The 18462-nt window shown below is 48.2% G+C and carries 20 protein-coding genes; 6 read left to right on the plus strand and 14 right to left on the minus strand.

Annotated elements, in window-relative coordinates; genetic code table 11:
- Window positions 1–4: 4 nt before the first annotated feature.
- Window positions 5–553: a PadR family transcriptional regulator gene (locus F3H97_RS05775; protein ID WP_084543069.1), complete on the minus strand. Its 549-nt coding sequence runs from the start codon at window positions 551–553 to the stop codon at window positions 5–7.
- Between the two features lie 123 nt (window positions 554–676).
- On the opposite strand from F3H97_RS05775, the gene F3H97_RS05780 reads away from it, so the two are divergent.
- Together F3H97_RS05780 and F3H97_RS05785 are read left to right on the plus strand one after the other, a co-directional pair.
- Window positions 677–991: a thioredoxin family protein gene (locus F3H97_RS05780; RefSeq protein ID WP_012726511.1), complete on the plus strand. Its 315-nt coding sequence runs from the start codon at window positions 677–679 to the stop codon at window positions 989–991.
- A 102-nt stretch (window positions 992–1093) separates the two neighbouring features.
- Window positions 1094–1447, plus strand: coding sequence for a hypothetical protein (locus F3H97_RS05785; protein WP_196430833.1), 354 nt, complete (start codon window positions 1094–1096; stop codon window positions 1445–1447).
- 13 nt (window positions 1448–1460) lie between these two features.
- Here F3H97_RS05785 and F3H97_RS05790 read toward each other — a convergent pair whose 3' ends face one another.
- From F3H97_RS05790 to F3H97_RS05830, 9 genes are all read right to left on the minus strand, one after another.
- Window positions 1461–2387 (minus strand): NAD(P)/FAD-dependent oxidoreductase, encoded by a 927-nt coding sequence (locus tag F3H97_RS05790; protein WP_159562425.1) that lies wholly within the window; start codon window positions 2385–2387, stop codon window positions 1461–1463.
- A complete protein-coding gene (locus F3H97_RS05795; protein ID WP_012726514.1) occupies window positions 2384–2965 on the minus strand; it encodes a CDP-alcohol phosphatidyltransferase family protein in 582 nt (193 codons plus the stop codon). The genes F3H97_RS05790 and F3H97_RS05795 overlap by 4 nt, the downstream gene beginning before the upstream one ends.
- Before the next feature lies 1 nt (window position 2966).
- A complete protein-coding gene (locus F3H97_RS05800) occupies window positions 2967–3845 on the minus strand; it encodes an ABC transporter ATP-binding protein (protein WP_159562426.1) in 879 nt (292 codons plus the stop codon).
- Window positions 3842–4549: an ABC transporter permease subunit gene (locus F3H97_RS05805; protein ID WP_159562427.1), complete on the minus strand. Its 708-nt coding sequence runs from the start codon at window positions 4547–4549 to the stop codon at window positions 3842–3844. The genes F3H97_RS05800 and F3H97_RS05805 overlap by 4 nt, the downstream gene beginning before the upstream one ends.
- A complete protein-coding gene (locus F3H97_RS05810; RefSeq protein WP_159562428.1) occupies window positions 4546–5319 on the minus strand; it encodes an ABC transporter permease subunit in 774 nt (257 codons plus the stop codon). The genes F3H97_RS05805 and F3H97_RS05810 overlap by 4 nt, the downstream gene beginning before the upstream one ends.
- On the minus strand, window positions 5306–6481 hold the full coding sequence (locus F3H97_RS05815; protein WP_196430834.1) for an ABC transporter substrate-binding protein: 1176 nt from the start codon (window positions 6479–6481) through the stop codon (window positions 5306–5308). The genes F3H97_RS05810 and F3H97_RS05815 overlap by 14 nt, the downstream gene beginning before the upstream one ends.
- 14 nt (window positions 6482–6495) lie before the next feature.
- Window positions 6496–7239 (minus strand): SDR family NAD(P)-dependent oxidoreductase, encoded by a 744-nt coding sequence (locus F3H97_RS05820; protein WP_159562430.1) that lies wholly within the window; start codon window positions 7237–7239, stop codon window positions 6496–6498.
- Entirely contained in the window at window positions 7236–8210 is a 975-nt protein-coding gene (locus F3H97_RS05825) for an MBL fold metallo-hydrolase (RefSeq protein WP_159562431.1), read from the minus strand. The genes F3H97_RS05820 and F3H97_RS05825 overlap by 4 nt, the downstream gene beginning before the upstream one ends.
- A 108-nt stretch (window positions 8211–8318) precedes the next feature.
- Window positions 8319–9755 carry an NADP-dependent glyceraldehyde-3-phosphate dehydrogenase gene (locus tag F3H97_RS05830; RefSeq protein WP_196430835.1) on the minus strand — a complete coding sequence of 479 codons (1437 nt, stop codon included), beginning with the start codon at window positions 9753–9755 and terminating at the stop codon, window positions 8319–8321.
- 222 nt (window positions 9756–9977) lie between these two features.
- On the opposite strand from F3H97_RS05830, the gene F3H97_RS05835 reads away from it, so the two are divergent.
- Complete coding sequence (locus F3H97_RS05835) at window positions 9978–10859, plus strand: chemotaxis protein CheV (RefSeq protein ID WP_074036778.1); 882 nt, start codon at window positions 9978–9980, stop codon at window positions 10857–10859.
- A gap of 35 nt (window positions 10860–10894) precedes the next feature.
- On the opposite strand, the gene F3H97_RS05840 is transcribed toward F3H97_RS05835, so the two are convergent.
- Window positions 10895–11257, minus strand: a complete 363-nt coding sequence (locus F3H97_RS05840; protein ID WP_230872919.1) for an Hpt domain-containing protein — start codon at window positions 11255–11257, stop codon at window positions 10895–10897.
- A 156-nt stretch (window positions 11258–11413) separates the two neighbouring features.
- On the opposite strand from F3H97_RS05840, the gene F3H97_RS05845 reads away from it, so the two are divergent.
- On the plus strand, window positions 11414–12349 hold the full coding sequence (locus F3H97_RS05845; protein ID WP_012726524.1) for a magnesium transporter CorA family protein: 936 nt from the start codon (window positions 11414–11416) through the stop codon (window positions 12347–12349).
- Window positions 12350–12385: 36 nt separating this feature from the next.
- Here the strand turns inward: F3H97_RS05845 and F3H97_RS05850 are convergent, their stop codons facing one another.
- Window positions 12386–13498: a PP2C family protein-serine/threonine phosphatase gene (locus tag F3H97_RS05850; RefSeq protein WP_074036772.1), complete on the minus strand. Its 1113-nt coding sequence runs from the start codon at window positions 13496–13498 to the stop codon at window positions 12386–12388.
- Window positions 13499–13642: 144 nt separating this feature from the next.
- On the opposite strand from F3H97_RS05850, the gene ytzI reads away from it, so the two are divergent.
- Entirely contained in the window at window positions 13643–13834 is a 192-nt protein-coding gene (ytzI, locus tag F3H97_RS05855; RefSeq protein ID WP_074036770.1) for a YtzI protein, read from the plus strand.
- Window positions 13835–13848: 14 nt separating this feature from the next.
- Here ytzI and F3H97_RS05860 read toward each other — a convergent pair whose 3' ends face one another.
- Window positions 13849–15975 carry a DNA topoisomerase III gene (locus F3H97_RS05860; RefSeq protein ID WP_196430836.1) on the minus strand — a complete coding sequence of 709 codons (2127 nt, stop codon included), beginning with the start codon at window positions 15973–15975 and terminating at the stop codon, window positions 13849–13851.
- A 199-nt stretch (window positions 15976–16174) separates the two neighbouring features.
- Here F3H97_RS05860 and F3H97_RS05865 point away from each other — a divergent pair, with 199 nt between their 5' ends.
- Entirely contained in the window at window positions 16175–17038 is an 864-nt protein-coding gene (locus F3H97_RS05865; protein ID WP_196430837.1) for a DMT family transporter, read from the plus strand.
- Here the strand turns inward: F3H97_RS05865 and F3H97_RS05870 are convergent, their stop codons facing one another.
- The gene (locus F3H97_RS05870; protein ID WP_159562437.1) at window positions 17039–18436 is read right to left on the minus strand and encodes an MATE family efflux transporter; all 1398 of its coding nucleotides are present in this window, start codon (window positions 18434–18436) and stop codon (window positions 17039–17041) included.
- Between the last annotated feature and the right edge of the window lie 26 nt (window positions 18437–18462).

Consider the following 18462-nt stretch of genomic DNA (forward strand, 5'->3'; position numbering starts at 1 on the left):
CCGCTCAGGTCACGTGTTTTTCGTTGCGTGCTTGAATCTGTTCGATCGCCCAATCCGCCCATCCGGCATAGTTCTCCATCATTCGGATCGCATACTCGCTCGTCAGCAAATAGCCAAGTGTATCCTCGTCCGATTGATGTTCTTCTTGAAACATTCGAATCTGTTGTGCGACCTGCTCATGGTGTGCCTTTGTCTCTTCGATATATCGGACCGCTTCTTCAACCGGCAACAATTGAAGCAGACTGACACGCAGGAGGTTTTCATCCTTCATTTTCGGTTGGAACGACGTTGGTTGACGTAACCAATTGATTAACTCTTCTCGTCCTCGATCCGTGATGGAGTATATTTTTTTGTCTGGCAACTCTTGTTGAGAGACATGTTCCGCCGAAACGAGTGCCTCTTCTTCCATCTTTAACAGTTCCCGATAAATCTGTGTATGATGGGCGTTCCAAAAATGAATCATCTGCGCCTTGAACGTCGCGTTCAAGGCGTACCCGGTCGCAGGCTGATGGGTCAATAACCCGAGCAATGCGTGACGTAACGCCATATCCATCACCTTTTCCTTCTCATGCTATTTTTATTAGTGTATCACATTCTCAAACGGTTTCGAGAATGCCAATCTGTTGACGACCCGTTAAAAACCCGACAAAATAGATAGAAGAAAGGAGAGTTGTCTATGCAACCGATTCATTCATCACAACAATTTGACGAAGCCACAAAAGATCATGGAATGGTGGTCTTCACTACATCATGGTGCCCAGACTGTAAACGTCTGGACATGTATGTCGATGAGCTCGTCAAGGACTATCCACAATTTAACTGGCACGTCGTCGACCGCGACGAACTCCCAGAGCTATCTGATGCACAAGAAGTTCGCGGCATCCCTTCACTTCTATACTATAAAGACGGGGTAAAACAAGAACACCTCCACTCGGCAAACGCCAAGACGGAGATGCAAATTCGTTCATTCCTCGATACGATTCAAGCATGACCTGAATCCTGCAGCCCAATCGACTGCAGGATTTTTTTGTACACGCCTCTGTCATCCTCAATTATACTGTAAGAAATAACCAAATGAGAAAGGGGAATGAACATGATGCTTACACGCCTCTTCACTCCACTCTGTTTCACCATGTTGATGTTGGTCGGCTGCATACAACCATCCACGTCACCATCCATGCAGTCTGATGACGAGACGGCTATCATAAAAAGTGCTGTTACCTATCTACAAAATAAGAATTGGCTACCAACCGATGAAAACGGGAAACGGGCTACGATTCAATCCATTACAGTCGATGATCGTTATGACTTAGTTGATGATCGTTTTGAAGGAACACGTGCCTGGATCGTCACGTTCCCCCCTGATTCACAGCGTACGGTCGAGATTCCACAAGTACTCGTTGAATCGGAATCGAACGACGTGATTGGTCATCTTTTAAGCGAATAACGTGAACCTCCGACTACTTGTAATGCCGAACATACCGCGAGTCAATCCACCGCTTCATATAATATGGAATCCGACCATGCCATGTAAACTTTCCATATGTTAGCAAGGCGCGCCCTGGTGTCGTCAGTAAGATATTCATCGATTGACGTCTCCGAAATGGTCGACTTGTTTCCTCTAATAACCGTTTGCCGACATAGCGCCCTGACCTAACAGCATCGACGCCTCCATTTAAGGAGGATGCCATATCTCCTGTTACATATATATTTGTAAAATGATGATGACGTAAATATTTGTCTACCTCTATAAAACTCTCAGGTTTTGCAAGCCCTGATTCAGTCCACCATTCCACGGGAACAACCCCCGTCGCATCCAATAAAAGCCCTTCCGATGCGTCTGCATGAAACGCCTGTTTGACGACCATGACCCCTGTTCTGACCAACAATCGCTCGATGTGCTTTCTAGTATGGACCGAGACGTCTGGTAATATCTCTTTTGCATACAGTGTCACATCTTTTGTGCGAGCACACGTGAACGCCAATTCTACGCCGGCCTTCCCGCCTCCGACGATGGTCACTTGTGAACTCGATTCGATTTGGTCGAGTAAAGCTTGTGACATCGGTTTAAGTGGCGTGCCGATTCCCCGACTTTTCGCACCGGTGGCTAAAACGAGTTGATCGTATTCAAACATTCCGTTTTCTGTTTGAACCGTCTGCTGAATCGGGTCAATCGAGAGCACCCGCTTTGCGACCGGCTCTAGTTGAGGTGATCGGACCGTAGCTGAATCCATGAGCCCGGCAATCACTTGTGGAAACGCACCTGTATAAATCGTCTGGCAGTCTCCAATGAAGCGAACATCATAATGTTTGCATATCTCCTCAATACGATCGAGAATTTCTAGCTGTCCGTGTCCAAGTCCGGCCAACACCAACTTCGGTTTCATCGCAAAATCCTCCGCGCCTCAATGAATCGTTGTGTGATCGTCATGACTTCAAGCAATAAAAAGATAAGAGCAATCCCGCCGACCCAGTTTGGGAAGAGAATCATCAACGTGAACAAAATGAAGCACTCTGTTCGCTCGATAATTCCTGGCTGATAGTAAAACGTCTTCTCTGAGCGCTTTGAACTACTCGCACCGACAGCTAGGAACAGTGTCATGGCGATCACAAATGAAGCAATCAGAATGAGAAAAATAGGCATATATTCCGGGTAACGAAGGGCAAGGGCAATCACGACCGACAATTCGACGAATCGGTCCAGGACGAGGTCAAGCACCGTTCCAAACCCACTCGTTTTCGATTTTCGAGCCATCGTCCCATCTAAAACATCAAACAAGCCAGATAGCCACAGTAAGATGACGGCAGTCCAGTGCATGTCATTATAGATAAAGATTCCGGTCGAGATTCCGATGATTCCTCCAAGTACGGTCACTTCGTTCGGCGTGAAATTCCATTTGAGCAACCGATTCGCTCCACGTTCGATGACCGGTTGAACGTATCGACTTCCGTACGTATCGAGCATACTATTCCTCCTTTCGTTTAATTCGATAGATCATTCCAGTTTGGTACGATTCACGCGTCGGTAACATGACGGATCGTCCATCCTTGAACTGATATTCCCCGAAACATTGACCGAATCGATAAATTTTCTTCATCAACTGAACCGACACACCAGTCGCTTCGGATACCTCCACTTCAGACAACGGTCGCAGTTCTCCATCGAGCATGACAAAGTCACCGAATCCAGGGGCCGTATCGTATAACTCCGCAACCGTCCCCGTACGTGTCACCTTGCCTTCATCAATCAGCGTCACCTGGTCTGCCATGAGCATCGCTTCTTCCCGATCATGAGTGACCAATACCGCCGTCAAGTTGAGTTCTTTCACTAAGTCCCGGATAAAACGCTGCAAGTCGAGCTTGAGTTTGGGATCAAGGTTTGTAAAGGGTTCATCTAATAACAGTAGTTCTGGTTCAGCCGCTAAAGCTCGGGCAAGACTGACCCGTTGTTGTTCGCCACCAGACAGTTCGTGTATCTCGGCATCATATCGGTCACCGAGTTGAACGACTCGTAACCAATGTTCGGCTTGCTTACGAGAACGCTCTCGAGTCACGAGCGCGACATTCTCTCCGACTGTCAAATGTGGGAACAATAAAGCCGTTTGCGATAGCATCGTCACGCGCCGTTTATGCGCAGGGACAGGGATTAAAGAACGGTGATTCCATTTCACGTCGCCGCTGTCAGTCGACTCAAGACCTGCGATGATTCGTAGAATCGTCGATTTCCCTGAACCACTCACACCAACGATTGCGTGAATGTCGTGAGGTTTAACCTCGAAGTCGACACCATTTAGTATTTGTTTCGTTCCAAATTGTTTATATAGATTTTGTACATTCAAACTCATTGAAGACGTCCTTTCAGCATACGCACCATATACCGATCCCATCCTGAGAGCAGGAAATAGAGGAGAACGGGGAATAGGATGAGCATCCATGTGTTCGAGAGAGCTAGACCACGATTGTTTCCCGCATAAGATTGATACAATTCTGTCGTCACGGTCGGAATCAATCCCGCACCAATCAACTGGATCAGCGCAAATTGACTGAGCAAAATGACGGTCGTGAACAACGCGATGGTCCGCATCAATCTAGAAAAGAGCGGATACAGCACGTACATGACTCGCCGTCTCGATGGCAGAATCCGAGCTTGTTCCAAAAGTGGTCGACCGATGACGACCATTCCGTTGTAGGCGAGGCGGATTGAATAGGGAATCGTCACGACGAGCAGGGCAAGGGTGACACCGACATACGTCCCAATCAGACCGGCTTCCGCCAAAATCAGATAGAGGCCAAACAATGTGGCCAGCATCGGAATGAACAATGGTAAAAAGACGAGCCATTCGATGACATGTTTCCATCTAGAATCTGTCCACAATAACCACCAGGCACACATCATCGAGAGCCACACATTGATCCCAGATAAAATCACAATCAATCCTATCGTATGAACGATTGCCATGTTGTTCTCGATTTCAAATGTCGGGACTACGAAAAAGAGGCTGATAAACGGTATGAACGTCAAACAGATGATAAGCCCTTGTCGAATCATCGTCTCACCCCACGTTCAATTCGGCGTCGTATGGATGCGGTCAATACGTAAGATAGGAATACGCCGATTCCGACAAGACATGTCCAGACGAGGGCGACCGCATAAGGCTCTGTCGCCTCTAAATAGAGTCCAGTCGACAGTCGTTCATACGCGAGGACACCGATGAGTTTCGGGTAAGTCACGCCGAGCAATGCCGGGACCTCGTATGCGAACGAGATAAAGGCGATTAGTATCCATGCCGAATCGAGTAATGGTTTCATCAGAAACGGCAACTCCCCATGTTTGAATTGGTCAAACGGAGAGAGTTGGAGCGTCTTCGCCATCTCGACGTAACCCCGATTCAATTGCTCATATGTCCCGAGCATCATTAAAAAGACGAACGGTGTCTCCTTCCATATATAGGTCAGGATGACTGTGATATAGTTTCGTTCGTTCGCCTCAATCCATCCGATGCCGTTCGTCCCACTGAACAATAGCCAAAACAGATATGCAGCGGCGATATGAGGAACAAACATCGGAAGTCGGAGTACAGATGATAGGAAACGCCAACCTTTTTGGACGACCGTTCTTGCAAGCCACGTCCCGATTACAAGCGATAGACCGGTCGATACGCTGACGACATAAAGCGTCGTGACGAAACTATCGCGCCACGTCTCATCTGTTAAAAGCGAGCCCCAATCCGTTCCCATTGACTCTATGGCGAGAAAGACGAGAGCAGTGAGCGGAAGAAGCGACACCATGATCGTCACTGCGACACTACTTCGCAACACGTGGCCACTCCTCGCGGACGGTGTCAATCACGTTCGGTCCATAATCCGGAATCGAACGTTCGAGCAACTGCTCCGAATCTGGGTACGTGACACCCTCCCCTAATTCTTCAAACGCTCGTTGGTCATTCACGTCAAGCTTCGTTAAGTCGAGTGATGTGCCGTCTCCCCAATATTCTGGTCCTTGTTTGACAAGCTGTGCTTCAGGAGACAACAGTTCTTGAAGAAGGACCAGCGCCCCATCTGGATTCGGGGCATTGAATGGGACTGCTAAAAAGTGTGTCGAGGCAATGGAGTGATCGAGGACGAGCGCGCGTGTCTCTTTCGGGAAGATCCCTTCCGTCACTTCCGCCTCGGCTCGACGTTCGTTGAATCCCATCGTCATCCAAACTTCTCCCGATGCATAGAGCTGATCGAGTTGTTCGAGCGTCTTTGGATACGTTTGTCCGTCTTTCCACAAATTCGGAGACCACGCTTTCAAGTCATCCCAGAACGAATCCTCAATGGTCGCTTTTTGGTCCAACTCGTCACCGTATCGTTCATACAATAGATGGCGGACGAAGGCATTCCCTGTGAAATCTGTGACTTCAGGATACGTGAATCGACCTGGATTGTCTTCAGTCCAGCGACGTAATTCTTCAAACGATTGAGGAGGATTGTCCACTTTCGAAGCATCGTAATGCAAGATGAATTGTACATTCCCCCATGCGAGCTCCAAGTCCTCTGTCGGGGTGCCGGCATCTGATTGCTGGGCCGTTTCGTTTAATAACTCGGCGTTCGGGACACGTTCCATCAGTCCGTCTCGAAGAAGACCAGCCTCTTTCGCATTTCGGAAATTATCGCCATTGATCCAGACGGCATCAATCGTCCCGACTTGTCTGTCCGCTTTTTTATCGAGTGATAATTGTCGAATGAATTCTGCCGTATCCATTGCGACACGGTTCAATTCGACATTGTAAGATTCCTCGAGGCGAGGTGCTACGTAGTCATCGATGTAGCTGTTGATGCCCTCGTCCCCACCCCACATATATAGGTTGACGGTCGACCCTTCTGCCGTCGTCGCTGCTTTTTCAAACGAGTCCGAAAACTCAACTGCCTGTTCATTCCCACACGCTGCCACGAATGTGAGCATGACAGTTGCGAGCAGTACTCTCCATTTCCTCATCTTAATCCCCCTTTTTACTTTTTCTCAAATCCCCGTTTTGCGAGCATTTCGAACATGGTTGGACAGATTGCATACACATTCGCCCCTACGTTCATCCACCACGGCGAATTGATTTCACGTTTTCGCTTACGACTTCCTCTGACAATCGCATCAGCCAATCGTTTCGGGTCAAGCATGATCCTTTGAACACTTTCAGCATATGTACCACTTTTATCAGCTCGATTAAAGAACGGCGTTGCAATCGGTCCTGGATTGACCGTCATAACGTGAATGCCACGGGGCTTCAACTCTAGCCTGAGCGCGTTCGAAAACTGTAAAAGTGCCGCCTTTGACCCTGCGTAGACGGCTGACTTAGGTGTCGGTACTTTCGCCGCCTGTGAACAGATGTTGACGATGATACCCTCTCGCTCCATCACGCGGGCGACATCTCGAGATAACAGCATCGGTGCGACAGCGTTCACACGCATCGTTTCTTCTATCACATCCGTCGACTGATCGGTCACAAAATCAAATTCGGCCATGCCTGCATTGTTGACCCATACGTCAAATTTCCCGAACCGTTCGCTCACATCATGAACGAGAGCGGTTGACTTTGCGACATCCGCGCACATCCAATCCCCTTCACATGTTGCGGCAATCTTTTTTAACCGTTCTTCATTTCTTCCAATCAACAATACGTTGTATCCATGTTCATAAAAAGAATGCGCCAATGCGGCACCGAGCCCGCTTGACGCACCAGTAATGACTACTCGTTTCACGACATCACTTCTTTCTTCGTATAAATCCATTTTTGATCATCTCGACGTCTCTCGATGTCGCCACGTTCCTCGAGTAAACTGAGTCGTGCAAACACTTCACTGAAGACGAGCGGCATCCCACGTCGCATCTTTCGACCATATAACTTCATTGACCAATCAAAAACGCTAAGTCCATCTTCCCATTCGACAAGCAATTGTTCACTGCGCTCATACCGTTGGCGAATCCGACTCTCGATTAAATCATTCGGATGGTGAATCGGTTCACCGTGTCCACTGACGACGAGCTTTAAATCAATCCCACGTAATTTTTTAAGCGAATCGATATAGAGAATGACGGGTGATGCAAATCCTTCGTCATCATACGGCTGTTCGATGAGCGGATTTGGTTCGACCTTGTCGATGAGGTGATCTCCGGCAATCAAGACTCCTCCGGGACCAATCAACCCGAGCTGGTCACTGGCGTGTCCAGGTAAATGGATTGTCTGCCACGCCCCATCCGAGGTCAATGCTTGCCCGTCCCCAAACGTCATCGTGACAGTCGTCGGACCAATCCAGCGAAGTGCTTCGCGATAGTCTGGTAATTTTTCCACGAGTGGAGCCGGGGCCCCGAAAGAGACGGCCAATTCATGTAAAAAGTGATTGCCACGCTTCAAAAAGTTTGGGGTTTGCTCTAAGTATCGAACGAGCTTTTCATGCCCGTACACGGGGATGGATGCGTCGCGAAGACGCCATGCTTGTCCGGCATGATCAGCATGATGATGTGTCAAAAATAAAAAGTCGATATCCGCCAACGAGAGTTCAAGCTCTTCAAGTTGACGGTTCAACGAGGTCCACGCCTCTTCTGTGTCTGGTCCACAATCGACCATAAAGAAGCGGTTCATATGTTCAACGATATATACGTTCACGTTCCCGACTTCGAACGGTGTCGGGATATCGAGTCTTGCCAGTTGGCTAGAAATCCAGTCCGCCACGTCATCACCACCCCTTCTTCCTGTCTTTCTCCATTATACCCGTCTGAAAGATGCGTTTTCAATCAAACAAAAAAGAGGGAGATGTCTCTCCCTCATGAATGATTCATATTATAGGTTGATGACCGTCACTTTATCACGTGTCATCGTCTCAAGGCTACGTCCGATTCCTTGAACGCCGAGTCCCGATTGCTTGACACCAATGAATGGGAAGTGGTCTGGACCGCGTTCTGTCCGTCCGTTCACTTGGACCGTACCGACTTCTAACTTATCAGCGACCGTGAAGGCGCTATTGACGTTTTGTGTGAAGACGCTCGCCTGAAGACCAAACTCCGATTCATTCGTGAGTGCAATCATCTCATCGAGTGATTTCACACGGATGACCGGGAGGACCGGTCCGAATGGTTCTTCCCATGCGACACGCATATCTGTCGTCACATGATCAAGCAATGTCGGGTGAAGCAAGTTTCCTTCACGCTTATTACCGTAAACGACCGTTGCCTTTTTATTGACGGCGTCGTCAATCAAACCCTGTACGTAATCCGTCGTCTTCGCATCAACTAAAGGAACGATGAAGCTGTTCTCTTCCGGTGAACCGACTGATAGTTTCGCGACACGTTCTTTCAACATATCGACGAGCTCATCCGCTTGATTTTCAAGGACGAAGACGCGCTTGATTGCTGTACAACGTTGACCTGAATATGAGAACGCTCCGCTGACAATTTGGTCAGCTGCTAACGTCAAGTCTGCATCCTCTAAAACGAGGGCCGGGTCTTTCCCACCGAGTTCGAGTACGACCGGTACCATCGACGCTTGTTGTGACAAGTGTTGACCCGTACCCGTTCCACCTGTGAACGTGATCATGTCGATCCCTGGGTGTGATGTCAAGTAGTCACCGATGACCGAACCGCGACCTGTCACGAGGTTCAACAGACCTTTTGGAAGACCGGCATCGTGAAGAGCCTCGACCATCTTGATCCCACTGATTGCACCTTGCGTCGCTGGTTTGAAGACGACCGCATTTCCTGTGACGAGCGCCGGCGCAATCTTAGCAGCTGCCAAGTTTACCGGGTAGTTGAACGGTGAAATCGCGAGGACGACACCGAGCGCTTCTTTCTTGATGATGGCCATCTTGTTTTTCGAGCCACCTGGGAATGAATCGCCTTGCATGAAGCCGCCATTGAAGCGAATTCCTTCTTCAGCCGTATAACGAATGATTTCCGCCGTCCGCACGACTTCCTTCTTCGCGTCGTTCAAGTTTTTCCCGACTTCTCGCATGATGATTTGACCAATCTCATCCACGCGTTCTTCGAGTTTTTCTGCCCATGCATACAATAATTCAGCGCGCTTGTTGACCGGAAGCGCCGCCCATTCTTGTTGTGCACGTTTTGCGCCATGGATGGCTTCATCGACTTCATCGCGTGACATCGCTTGAACGCGACCTACGACTTCGTCTTTATATGGTGAAACGAGTTCAATCGTTTCGTTGCTTGAAGATTCCTGCCATTGACCATTCAATAAATATGGATATGTGTTCATACTCATCATCTCTATCTGCCTCCTGAGTAAGCTGTAATATCTCGTTGCCAACCCCATTGTATGCAGATTTTTTTGCATTGGACAACTATAACGATTCAGTTTATGAGATGTAAACGGTTACTATGAAACTTTTTGTGAATTCTGATGAGAGTTGACACTATTTTTACTGTAGATTTATCGATTGGATACCGATAGTAAAGATGAGAGTACGTGAAATAGGAGGGACTACCATTGAGCACTGATCATAATATTTTACTTGAAGCAGGAACGAACGAACTTGAAATCGTCATTTTCCAAGCTGGACCGTTCTTGTTCGGCATCAATGTCATGAAAGTACGTGAAATTATCACGATGCTTCCATTGACGCCACTCCCAGGTACGCCTGAAGCCATCATGGGATTAATCGAGCTGCGCGGTGAAGTCATGACCGTTATCGACCTTCCGATGGTCATTAGCCATCCGCGTGAAGTCGGAAGTGATGATCGTTTGATTGTCTGTGAGTTCAACGGTGAGAAGTCGGTTCTTCGTGTCGACCAGGTAACCGAGATCAAACGCATCTCTTGGGAACAAATTGATACCCCGTCCGATCTCGCACGTGGTGTTCAAGGCATCACAAACGGTGTCGTCAAAACAGGTGACCAGATGATCATCTTGCTCGATTATGAGCGAATCGCGCTCGAGTTGTCACGTAAGGACATCATGGCTCGCGAATCTGTGAAGCGACTCGGCGCTCGTGAGCGCTCGAACAAAAACATTTGGCTAGCTGAAGATTCAGAAATGCTCCGCACATTGATTCTCGACACGTTGGATGACGCGGGGTACTTCAATACGACTGTCTTCAATAACGGGAAAGAGGCACTCGATGCGTTTGAACAAGAAGGTGCCGAGTGTGACCTCCTCATCACCGACATTGAGATGCCACAGATGGATGGACTTCATTTGACGAAGCGTCTTCGTGAGATGGACCAATACGCAACACTTCCAATCATCATCTTCTCGTCACTTATTTCAGATGACTTGAAACATAAAGGGGAAGCCGTCGGTGCGAACGCTCAAATCACGAAACCAGAAATCGGAATGTTGATTGCGACGCTCGATGAATTTGTCGGATAATAAAAAAGTTTGCGACTTCTCCGTCGCAAACTTTTTTATGTGAATTGTTCAAAATGCGTATTCCATTCGGTTAAAAATCGCTTACTATGCGATTCGATGGTTGCCAATGTTTCGGTCGCTCCATCTAGATGTGCATTTTCTCCAGCCACTTCAAGGTCGTGGAAAAGAAGCGCCGTCTGTTCTAGACCAACTGAATAGGAGGCCCCTTTCAATAAATGGGCGAGTTGCTCGACGCGAGAATAATCTTTCGACTCGACTGCCGATTGAAGTTCAGGATACTTCGCCTCGAACTGCTGGATATATGTGGTTGCAATTTTATTTAAGAACTCAATGTTTCCGTTTGCGATTTGGTGAAGCTCTGCTAGTTTTTCTTCATTGAACAGAGCGTCTTCGGGCATTCTAGTCAATATAACCCCTCCTCAATAAACGATATTCCAATCGTTCCCTCTCACTGTAACACGTTTTCGAGAGAAAACAAAAAAACTCCTGCTTTGGATTGCACTCTTCATTTTGGCTACCTATAATAAGATTGAGTTAAGGTAGGAGGAAGATGCATGCTGACGATTTACCGTACTGACGCATCAGGCCATGTGGATGAAATCGAAGACTTTGATAAAGGAAGCTGGATCCAACTCGTGAACCCGACAAAAGATGAGGCCGATCAAGTCATCGAGGCGTCCGGCATTCCAGAAGACTTTGTATATGACCCACTTGATATCGAAGAGAAACCACGTTTTGAAAAAGATGATGAAGGACTTCTCATGATCATCGACGTTCCGTATGTGGAGGAAGATGATACAGGTCGCACGTATAATACGATCCCGCTCGGTATCATCGTGACCGGACGACATTTCATTACCGTCTGCTCGCGAGATCTCGACGTGTTGAATTTGTTCGCTAACGGGAAGGCAAGACTGTTCCGAACAAACTATCGTAGTCGCTTCGTCTTTCAGATTTTACATCGTGTGAGCATGACGTATTTGCGCTTCTTGCGTCAAATCGACCGAAGAATGGACGAACTCGAGCAAGAGTTGCAGCGTTCCATGCGAAACCAAGAGATTTTCCAGTTGATGAACCTTCAAAAATCTCTCGTCTACTTCATGACTTCGTTAAAAGCGAACGATAGCGTCTTGGACCGAATCGTCAAGACACCGAGTTTGGAGAAGCATGAAGAGGACGAAGAACTACTCGAAGACGTTTTTGTCGAACACCGACAAGCGATGGAAATGGCATCGATTTATAACGACATCATCAGCATCAAGATGGAAGCATTCGGATCCATCATTTCGAACAATGTTAACTTCGTCATGAAATTCTTGGCATCCATCACGATTGTCCTCAGCATCCCGACAATGATATCTGGAATTTTTGGGATGAACGTTCAAGTTCCATGGGAAGGACAACCGTTCGGATTCATCATGGCCATCACGATGATGATTGGATTTTCCGGTCTCGCCTTCTATATCCTTTGGCGAAAGCGATATTTCTAGCAAAAAGAGCCTGACGCACGTTGCGTCAGGCTCTTTTCATGTGATTTTGACCGTGACGAGACACAGGTCGTCTTCAATTTCAATCTTCGGCACAAGCTGTTCAGCGACGTGACGACTATAGTCCAGACCATATGTGGAAACGTCCTTTTCTAGCCATCGAATCCCATCATCGATATCTTTGCTGTAACACTCCATGAGTCCATCCGTATACATGTGAAGCGTCATATTCGGTGTGATGTCAATCTCTTTGGATTCATAATTCGGTTCCTCGAACATACCGACTGGTACCCCTGTCGTCTCAAGACGACAGTTTCCTTCTTCTGACGTCACGATGACAGGCGGATGACCCGCATTCACATATTCGATTCGACGTTTTGTCGTGTCGATGTAGCAATAGACCGCCGTGAAGTAGCTGTGCATATCGTCACCCGAGAAGAGGAACGTCATCTGACGGTTCAACTCCGTCATGACGTCTACCGGATATTGCACGTTCCCGACAAGCCCAGGTAGGATTGAACGGATTCCCATCGTGATGAGCGCCGATGAGACCCCATGTCCCATGACATCAAAGATGATGACCCCGTATCGGTCCGGTGCGACCTGAAACCACGCGTACATGTCTCCGGCTAGTTTTTTAGAAGGCAGATAGAGCGCACGAACATCAATCTCTTCATTACTGATTGGTGGCGTAAGCGCACTCTGTTGAATCTTTTGGGCAAGGTCCAAATCATACTGAAGACGGGCCTCATAAATTTTCCGTTCATCAACAGCCGCCTTATAACGGAGGGCAGAACGGATTCGTGCGAGTAATTCTGTTATTTTGATTGGTTTGGTCGTGTAATCTGACGCCTCCGCATCGAGTCCCTCGGCAATCTGCTTCTCTTCCGTTCGTCCGGAAACCATGATGACCGGCAACTCTTCAAAGTCAGCCATCTGCCGAATCCGTTTGCACGTCTCGATTCCTGAAATCCCAGGCATTTCGACATCCAACAGGACGAGATCATACAGCGATGCGGCTTGTGGGGCCATCAGTAAATCGAGCGCTTCTTCCCCACTCGAGACCGATACCGTCTCATAGTCGTGCTGGTGAAGCAGTTGCTCAAGTACGAGCGTATTGACCGGTTCATCATCCACAATCAAAATCGCCATGACTATCCCTTCCTTCTCTACGTAGTAATCTATATCGTATTGTACCATATCTTTTCACTCGCACACGACATAACCGTCTATTCATTCTAGTTGAAGAACCTGTCCACTGTTTGGCATACTGAAGAGAGAAAGTGAGGGGTTCATATGGCCTGGATATTCGCCGTAAGCGGTTTAATTATTTTACTCGTCCTCATCGCATCCATCGTCGTCATCCAAAAAGGATACGCCTATAAAGACAATAAAGACGACATCGTGCTCGACTATGACGAAATCAATCGTCGCATTGAAGATGACAAGAAGAGAGAAAAGACTGACCAGACAGAAGGGCCGCTCTAATGCGCGACCCTTTTTTATTTGAATTCAAATCGAAGTGTACCTTTTTCTAAATACAATGAGGCATTGAATGTCTTGTCTCCCTTTTTGAACGTATGGACGTTCGACTGCCCACCATTGATCATTTGCTTCAACTCATCTTTGACGAGTCCGACGCCAAGCACTTGTTTGGAGACGGTGAAGCGACATCCTTCCCGATAACCGCTGCACCCGATGAACTTTGGATGTTCGACAAGCCCTTTTCCACAATTCGGACAGACACCAAATGATACCTTCGGTCGAGTCGTTCCTTTCTTGCCATAACGTTTCGCCTCAATCGTATAGCCCTCTGGATTAGCCGCCTCTACTCGCGATTTCGCTTCTTCGACCAAATGAACGGACATCTTCTTCGCTTGTTCAATGAATTCGGCAGCGGATGCCGATGCTTGACCGATCTCATGGAGTCGCTTCTCCCATTTCGCCGTCATGGCGGGTGATGCCAAAATACTATCTCCGAGGACATCAATCAACAGGCGACCCTTGTCTGTTGGAACAAGCTCTTTTTTCTGAAGTTGGACATAGCCTCGCTTCTTCAATCCATCGATGATGTTGGCACGTGTAGCCTCAGTCCCAAGACCCTCTACTTCTTTCATGATATGAATCAGCTCTTCGTCATCGAGTTGTTTCCCGGCGACTTTCATCGCCATAATGAGCGCGCCCTCCGTATATCGCTTCGGTGGCTCTGTCTGTTTCGACAACACTTCAACTTTCTTCTCTTTTAATTCTTCACCGACCATCATCGCAGGAAGCTCGACATCTTTTGATTTCATCTCAACGACTTGTCGATAGCCAGGACTCACAACGACGGTTCCTTTTGCTCGATACAAGTCGCTTCCATCAATCAAATCAACCGTTGTCTTCTCGAGCATCGCTGCGGGTGCAAAGGCCGCAAGGAAGCGTCGATTGATCAAATCATACAGTTTCGCATCATCCCCACCGAGTCGAGTGATGTCACCACATGCCTCCGTCGGGATGATTGCGTAGTGGTCACTGACTTTCTTGGCATTGACATAGCGTCGATTTTTCGACGGGTCCTCAGTCAAAAGGTCACGAAGTCCGGCATAGGCTTCGGACTTTAGCAGTCTTGCCTTTGTCTGTGGAAATAGCGTTGCCTCATCTGGTGTGACAAATCCCGAATCGGTCCGAGGGTAACTAATCCACCCTTTCGTATATAACTTTTGAGCGATATCAAGTGTCTTTTTCGCTCCGAATCCGAAGCGTTTCCCTGCCTCCGCTTGTAATCCGGATAGACTGAACCAAAATGGCGGTTGCTCAATTTTTTCTTCTTTGTCGATTGTCTTCACAATCGCAGTTCCAGATGCGCGTTTGACGACCGCATCAGCTTCCTCACGCGTTTTGAGCTTTGTTGTCTTTCCAAACGTGTACTTCGCTTTGAACGTGCCTCGACCTTTTGCAAGTGTCGCCTCGACTTCGAAGTATGGTTCTGGCACGAATTGTTTGATTTCTCGTTCGCGATTGACGATTAAGGCAAGAGTCGGGGTTTGCACACGACCGAGCGAGAATACGTCTTCAATCCCAATCGTCTTCAACAACGTCGTATAGGCACGAGACGCATTCATCCCAACGAGCCAGTCCGCACAGGCGCGGCTCATCGCCTCATGGTAGTATGGAATCGTCTGTTCACCTGGCAACAGTTGCGAGAATCCACGATCGACTGCTTGCTCCGTCAAACTCGAGATCCATAGTCGAGCAAGCGGTTTTTTGTTACCTGCGAGTCGGAGGATCAGACGAACGATTGCTTCCCCTTCCCTTTCGGCATCCGATGCGATGATGACATCAGTAATCGAGCGATCATGGAGCCATTTTTTGATGGCATAGAACGGTTTCGACTTCCCTTTTGAAATACGATAATCAAATCGTTCTGGGACAATCGGAAGTGAATCGTACTTCCACGACTTCCATTCCGGACGATAGTGCGACGGTTCTTGAAGTTCACAAAGGTGACCGACCGCCCATACAACAATCGCCCCTTCCGGGAAACGGGGACAAGGTGAGATTTCAATCTCGTCTTTTCGCTTTTTTGATGGGTAGGGAGCAGCCAACTTTTGAGCTTGTGATGGCTTTTCCGCAATGATTAGTCTCATAAGAACTCCTTACTTTGCCTCCTACATAATGGCAAGACGTACATGATTAGCTAACTTCTACTATGTATTTTACTATATCAAGTCAAAGATGGACACATCGAGAGGGGAGCATTTGTTTGCTATTTTTGAATCGTGTCTTGCCTCGTGGCTGTTTTCCGATATTATTAACAGAGAAGTACAACTGTGAAGGAGTGTCGCCATGTCTTATCTCATCTTGTTCGCTGCTGTCTTTTTCTTATCGACGAGTGTCCTCTTCGTCAAATGGACGTCGGCACCTGCCGAGACTGCCGCATTTTACCGTATGCTGTTCACGTGTCTCATGTTGTTACCGTTTGTCGATTTCAAATCACTCATCACCACGCGCCTCATGACTCGCTACGCTCTACTCCTTAGCGGAACGTTACTGGCGTTTCACTTTTGGCTTTGGTTTTTGTCACTCGATTACACGACGGTTGCCAGCTCCACACTATTTGTCACGTCGAGTCCAATTTTTGTGTTGATCGGGAATGCACTCATCTTTAAAAAGAATCCGACTCGAAAAGGACTTGCCTTCGCGCTCGTCGCTGTCCTCGGGGGCATGCTCGTTGCTGCGGGGGACATTCAACTCGGCCGTGAAGCCCTCTTCGGAGACCTACTCGCCTTGATTGCCGCCCTATTGATTGCAGGGTATTGGCTCGTTGGACAGCATGTACGAGCTTCGATGAACACGAATACATATTCTTTTAGCGTATATCTCGTTGCGACGGTCATGCTTTGCTTCATGTTGCTCGTTCGCGGCACGACATTCACTGCCTTTGAATCCATCAACTGGTGGTACTTCCTCGCGCTCGCTTTCTTCCCGACAATCCTCGGGCACAACCTGTTCAACTATGCGCTTGCCCGTGTCAGTGCGACCGTCGTCAGTATCACGATTCTTGGAGAGGCGTTGTGGGGAATGCTGTTTGGATACGCCTTCTTCGGAGAGCGACTTGGACCGTTCCAATGGATCGGAGCCGTCGTCCTCCTCGGTGGGATATACTTGTTCCTAAAAGAAGACGCCCGCTCGACACGAGCGGACGTTTGATTATAAGTTTGTCGCTTTTGGATTTACATCATGTGCTTCTTTATCTTCTTCTGAAGGACGGAACAATAATTTACGGTCCCAGAATGCCAAAGCAACAGCCGTCAAAAATGTCATCGCATCAGCGATTGGGAATGCCAACCATACGCCGAACACTCCGAGGAACGACGGGAGAATAAAGACGAGCGGAATCGTGTAGAGCGTCTGACGTGAAAGGGACAAGAACATAGCGACGCGTGCTTTCCCGAGGGACTGATAGATTCCATTGACGAGCATCTGAACACTCGGAAGGAAGGAAACGGCGAACAAAATGTGAATCGCCGTCACACCGCCAGCAATGAGCGCCTCATCCGTCGAGAACCAGCCCATGAGTGTTTGCGGGAATAGCTGCAGAATCAACCAAATGATGACAGCAATCGCAATCCCGGCCCGCATCGCCGTCCAAATGGTTTCACGCATTCGGTCGAATCGCTCTGCACCGTAGTTATATCCAACGATTGGTTGCATCCCTTGGACGATTCCCATGATTGGCATACCAACGAGCGCCATGAACTTGTTGATAATGGCGAAAATGGCCAATTCTTCGGTCCCGCCGTACGTACCGAGCATCACGTTGACACCAACGAATAAAATGGATTGGGACACCATCATGATGAACGAAGACGAACCGATTGCCATGATTTCTTTTATCTCATCGAATCGAATCCGGAACTGACGCCACTTGAAGCGCAGTTCCGTTTTTGGTTTTCGGGCGAAGAAGAAGCGCAGCATCAATACGGAACCGATGACTTGGGCGAGTGCCGTCGAAGTCGCTGCCCCGTACATGCCCCAGTCGAACGTGAAAATGAAGAGCGGGGTCGTCACGAGGTTGACGAGAACGGTCGTCAGCATGACCTTCATTTGATAAGGTGCCTGTCCTTCAGCACGAACCATCGCACTCGAAGCGAGTGTGAACATGAAGAATGGTGAACTGATCAAGACAACTGATAAGTACTGTCGGCTGAGATCCATGATTTCGGTCGTCGCACCGAACACTTTCAAAATTTCATCTAACATAAAGAAAGCAGAACTGACCGCAAGTGCCGCAAACAGACCGACGAGGACAAGTACGTTCAAGAATGTAACGGCTGCACCGGCATCGTCACCGCGTCCAAGCTTCCTCGAACTGATAGACGCCCCACCTAGACCAACGGCACTCGACACGGCCATTAAAATCATCTGAATCGGAAACGCAATCCCGATGGCAGCGACTGCCGATGCACCGATCCCTCGGGCGACAAAAATCGTATCAATGATATTGTAGAGCGCCGTCACGAGCATCCCAATCATCGCCGGAAGCGATAACTTGAAGAGGAGTCTGCCGATGGGCTCAGTCCGTAATTGCTCCGTATTTTGGTTCATTCTTCCATCCCTCCGTCTCTACTTCT

This window comes from Exiguobacterium sp. SRB7LM (assembly GCF_015712685.1).
Taxonomy (GTDB): domain Bacteria; phylum Bacillota; class Bacilli; order Exiguobacteriales; family Exiguobacteriaceae; genus Exiguobacterium; species Exiguobacterium profundum.

Excerpts from the sequence above, each read along its gene's own strand:
- F3H97_RS05775 (WP_084543069.1), bottom strand. The coding sequence starts at position 553 with ATGGATATGGCGTTACGTCACGCATTGCTCGGGTTATTGACCCATCAG.
- F3H97_RS05850 (WP_074036772.1), bottom strand. The coding sequence starts at position 13,498 with ATGGCGATTTTGATTGTGGATGATGAACCGGTCAATACGCTCGTACTT.
- F3H97_RS05815 (WP_196430834.1), bottom strand. The coding sequence starts at position 6,481 with ATGAGGAAATGGAGAGTACTGCTCGCAACTGTCATGCTCACATTCGTG.
- F3H97_RS05785 (WP_196430833.1), top strand. The coding sequence starts at position 1,094 with ATGATGCTTACACGCCTCTTCACTCCACTCTGTTTCACCATGTTGATG.
- F3H97_RS05780 (WP_012726511.1), top strand. The coding sequence starts at position 677 with ATGCAACCGATTCATTCATCACAACAATTTGACGAAGCCACAAAAGAT.
- F3H97_RS05845 (WP_012726524.1), top strand. The coding sequence starts at position 11,414 with ATGCTGACGATTTACCGTACTGACGCATCAGGCCATGTGGATGAAATC.
- F3H97_RS05830 (WP_196430835.1), bottom strand. The coding sequence starts at position 9,755 with ATGATGAGTATGAACACATATCCATATTTATTGAATGGTCAATGGCAG.
- F3H97_RS05840 (WP_230872919.1), bottom strand. The coding sequence starts at position 11,257 with ATGCCCGAAGACGCTCTGTTCAATGAAGAAAAACTAGCAGAGCTTCAC.
- F3H97_RS05865 (WP_196430837.1), top strand. The coding sequence starts at position 16,175 with ATGTCTTATCTCATCTTGTTCGCTGCTGTCTTTTTCTTATCGACGAGT.
- F3H97_RS05870 (WP_159562437.1), bottom strand. The coding sequence starts at position 18,436 with ATGAACCAAAATACGGAGCAATTACGGACTGAGCCCATCGGCAGACTC.
- F3H97_RS05860 (WP_196430836.1), bottom strand. The coding sequence starts at position 15,975 with ATGAGACTAATCATTGCGGAAAAGCCATCACAAGCTCAAAAGTTGGCT.
- ytzI (WP_074036770.1), top strand. The coding sequence starts at position 13,643 with ATGGCCTGGATATTCGCCGTAAGCGGTTTAATTATTTTACTCGTCCTC.
- F3H97_RS05795 (WP_012726514.1), bottom strand. The coding sequence starts at position 2,965 with ATGCTCGATACGTACGGAAGTCGATACGTTCAACCGGTCATCGAACGT.
- F3H97_RS05805 (WP_159562427.1), bottom strand. The coding sequence starts at position 4,549 with ATGATTCGACAAGGGCTTATCATCTGTTTGACGTTCATACCGTTTATC.
- F3H97_RS05790 (WP_159562425.1), bottom strand. The coding sequence starts at position 2,387 with ATGAAACCGAAGTTGGTGTTGGCCGGACTTGGACACGGACAGCTAGAA.
- F3H97_RS05800 (WP_159562426.1), bottom strand. The coding sequence starts at position 3,845 with ATGAGTTTGAATGTACAAAATCTATATAAACAATTTGGAACGAAACAA.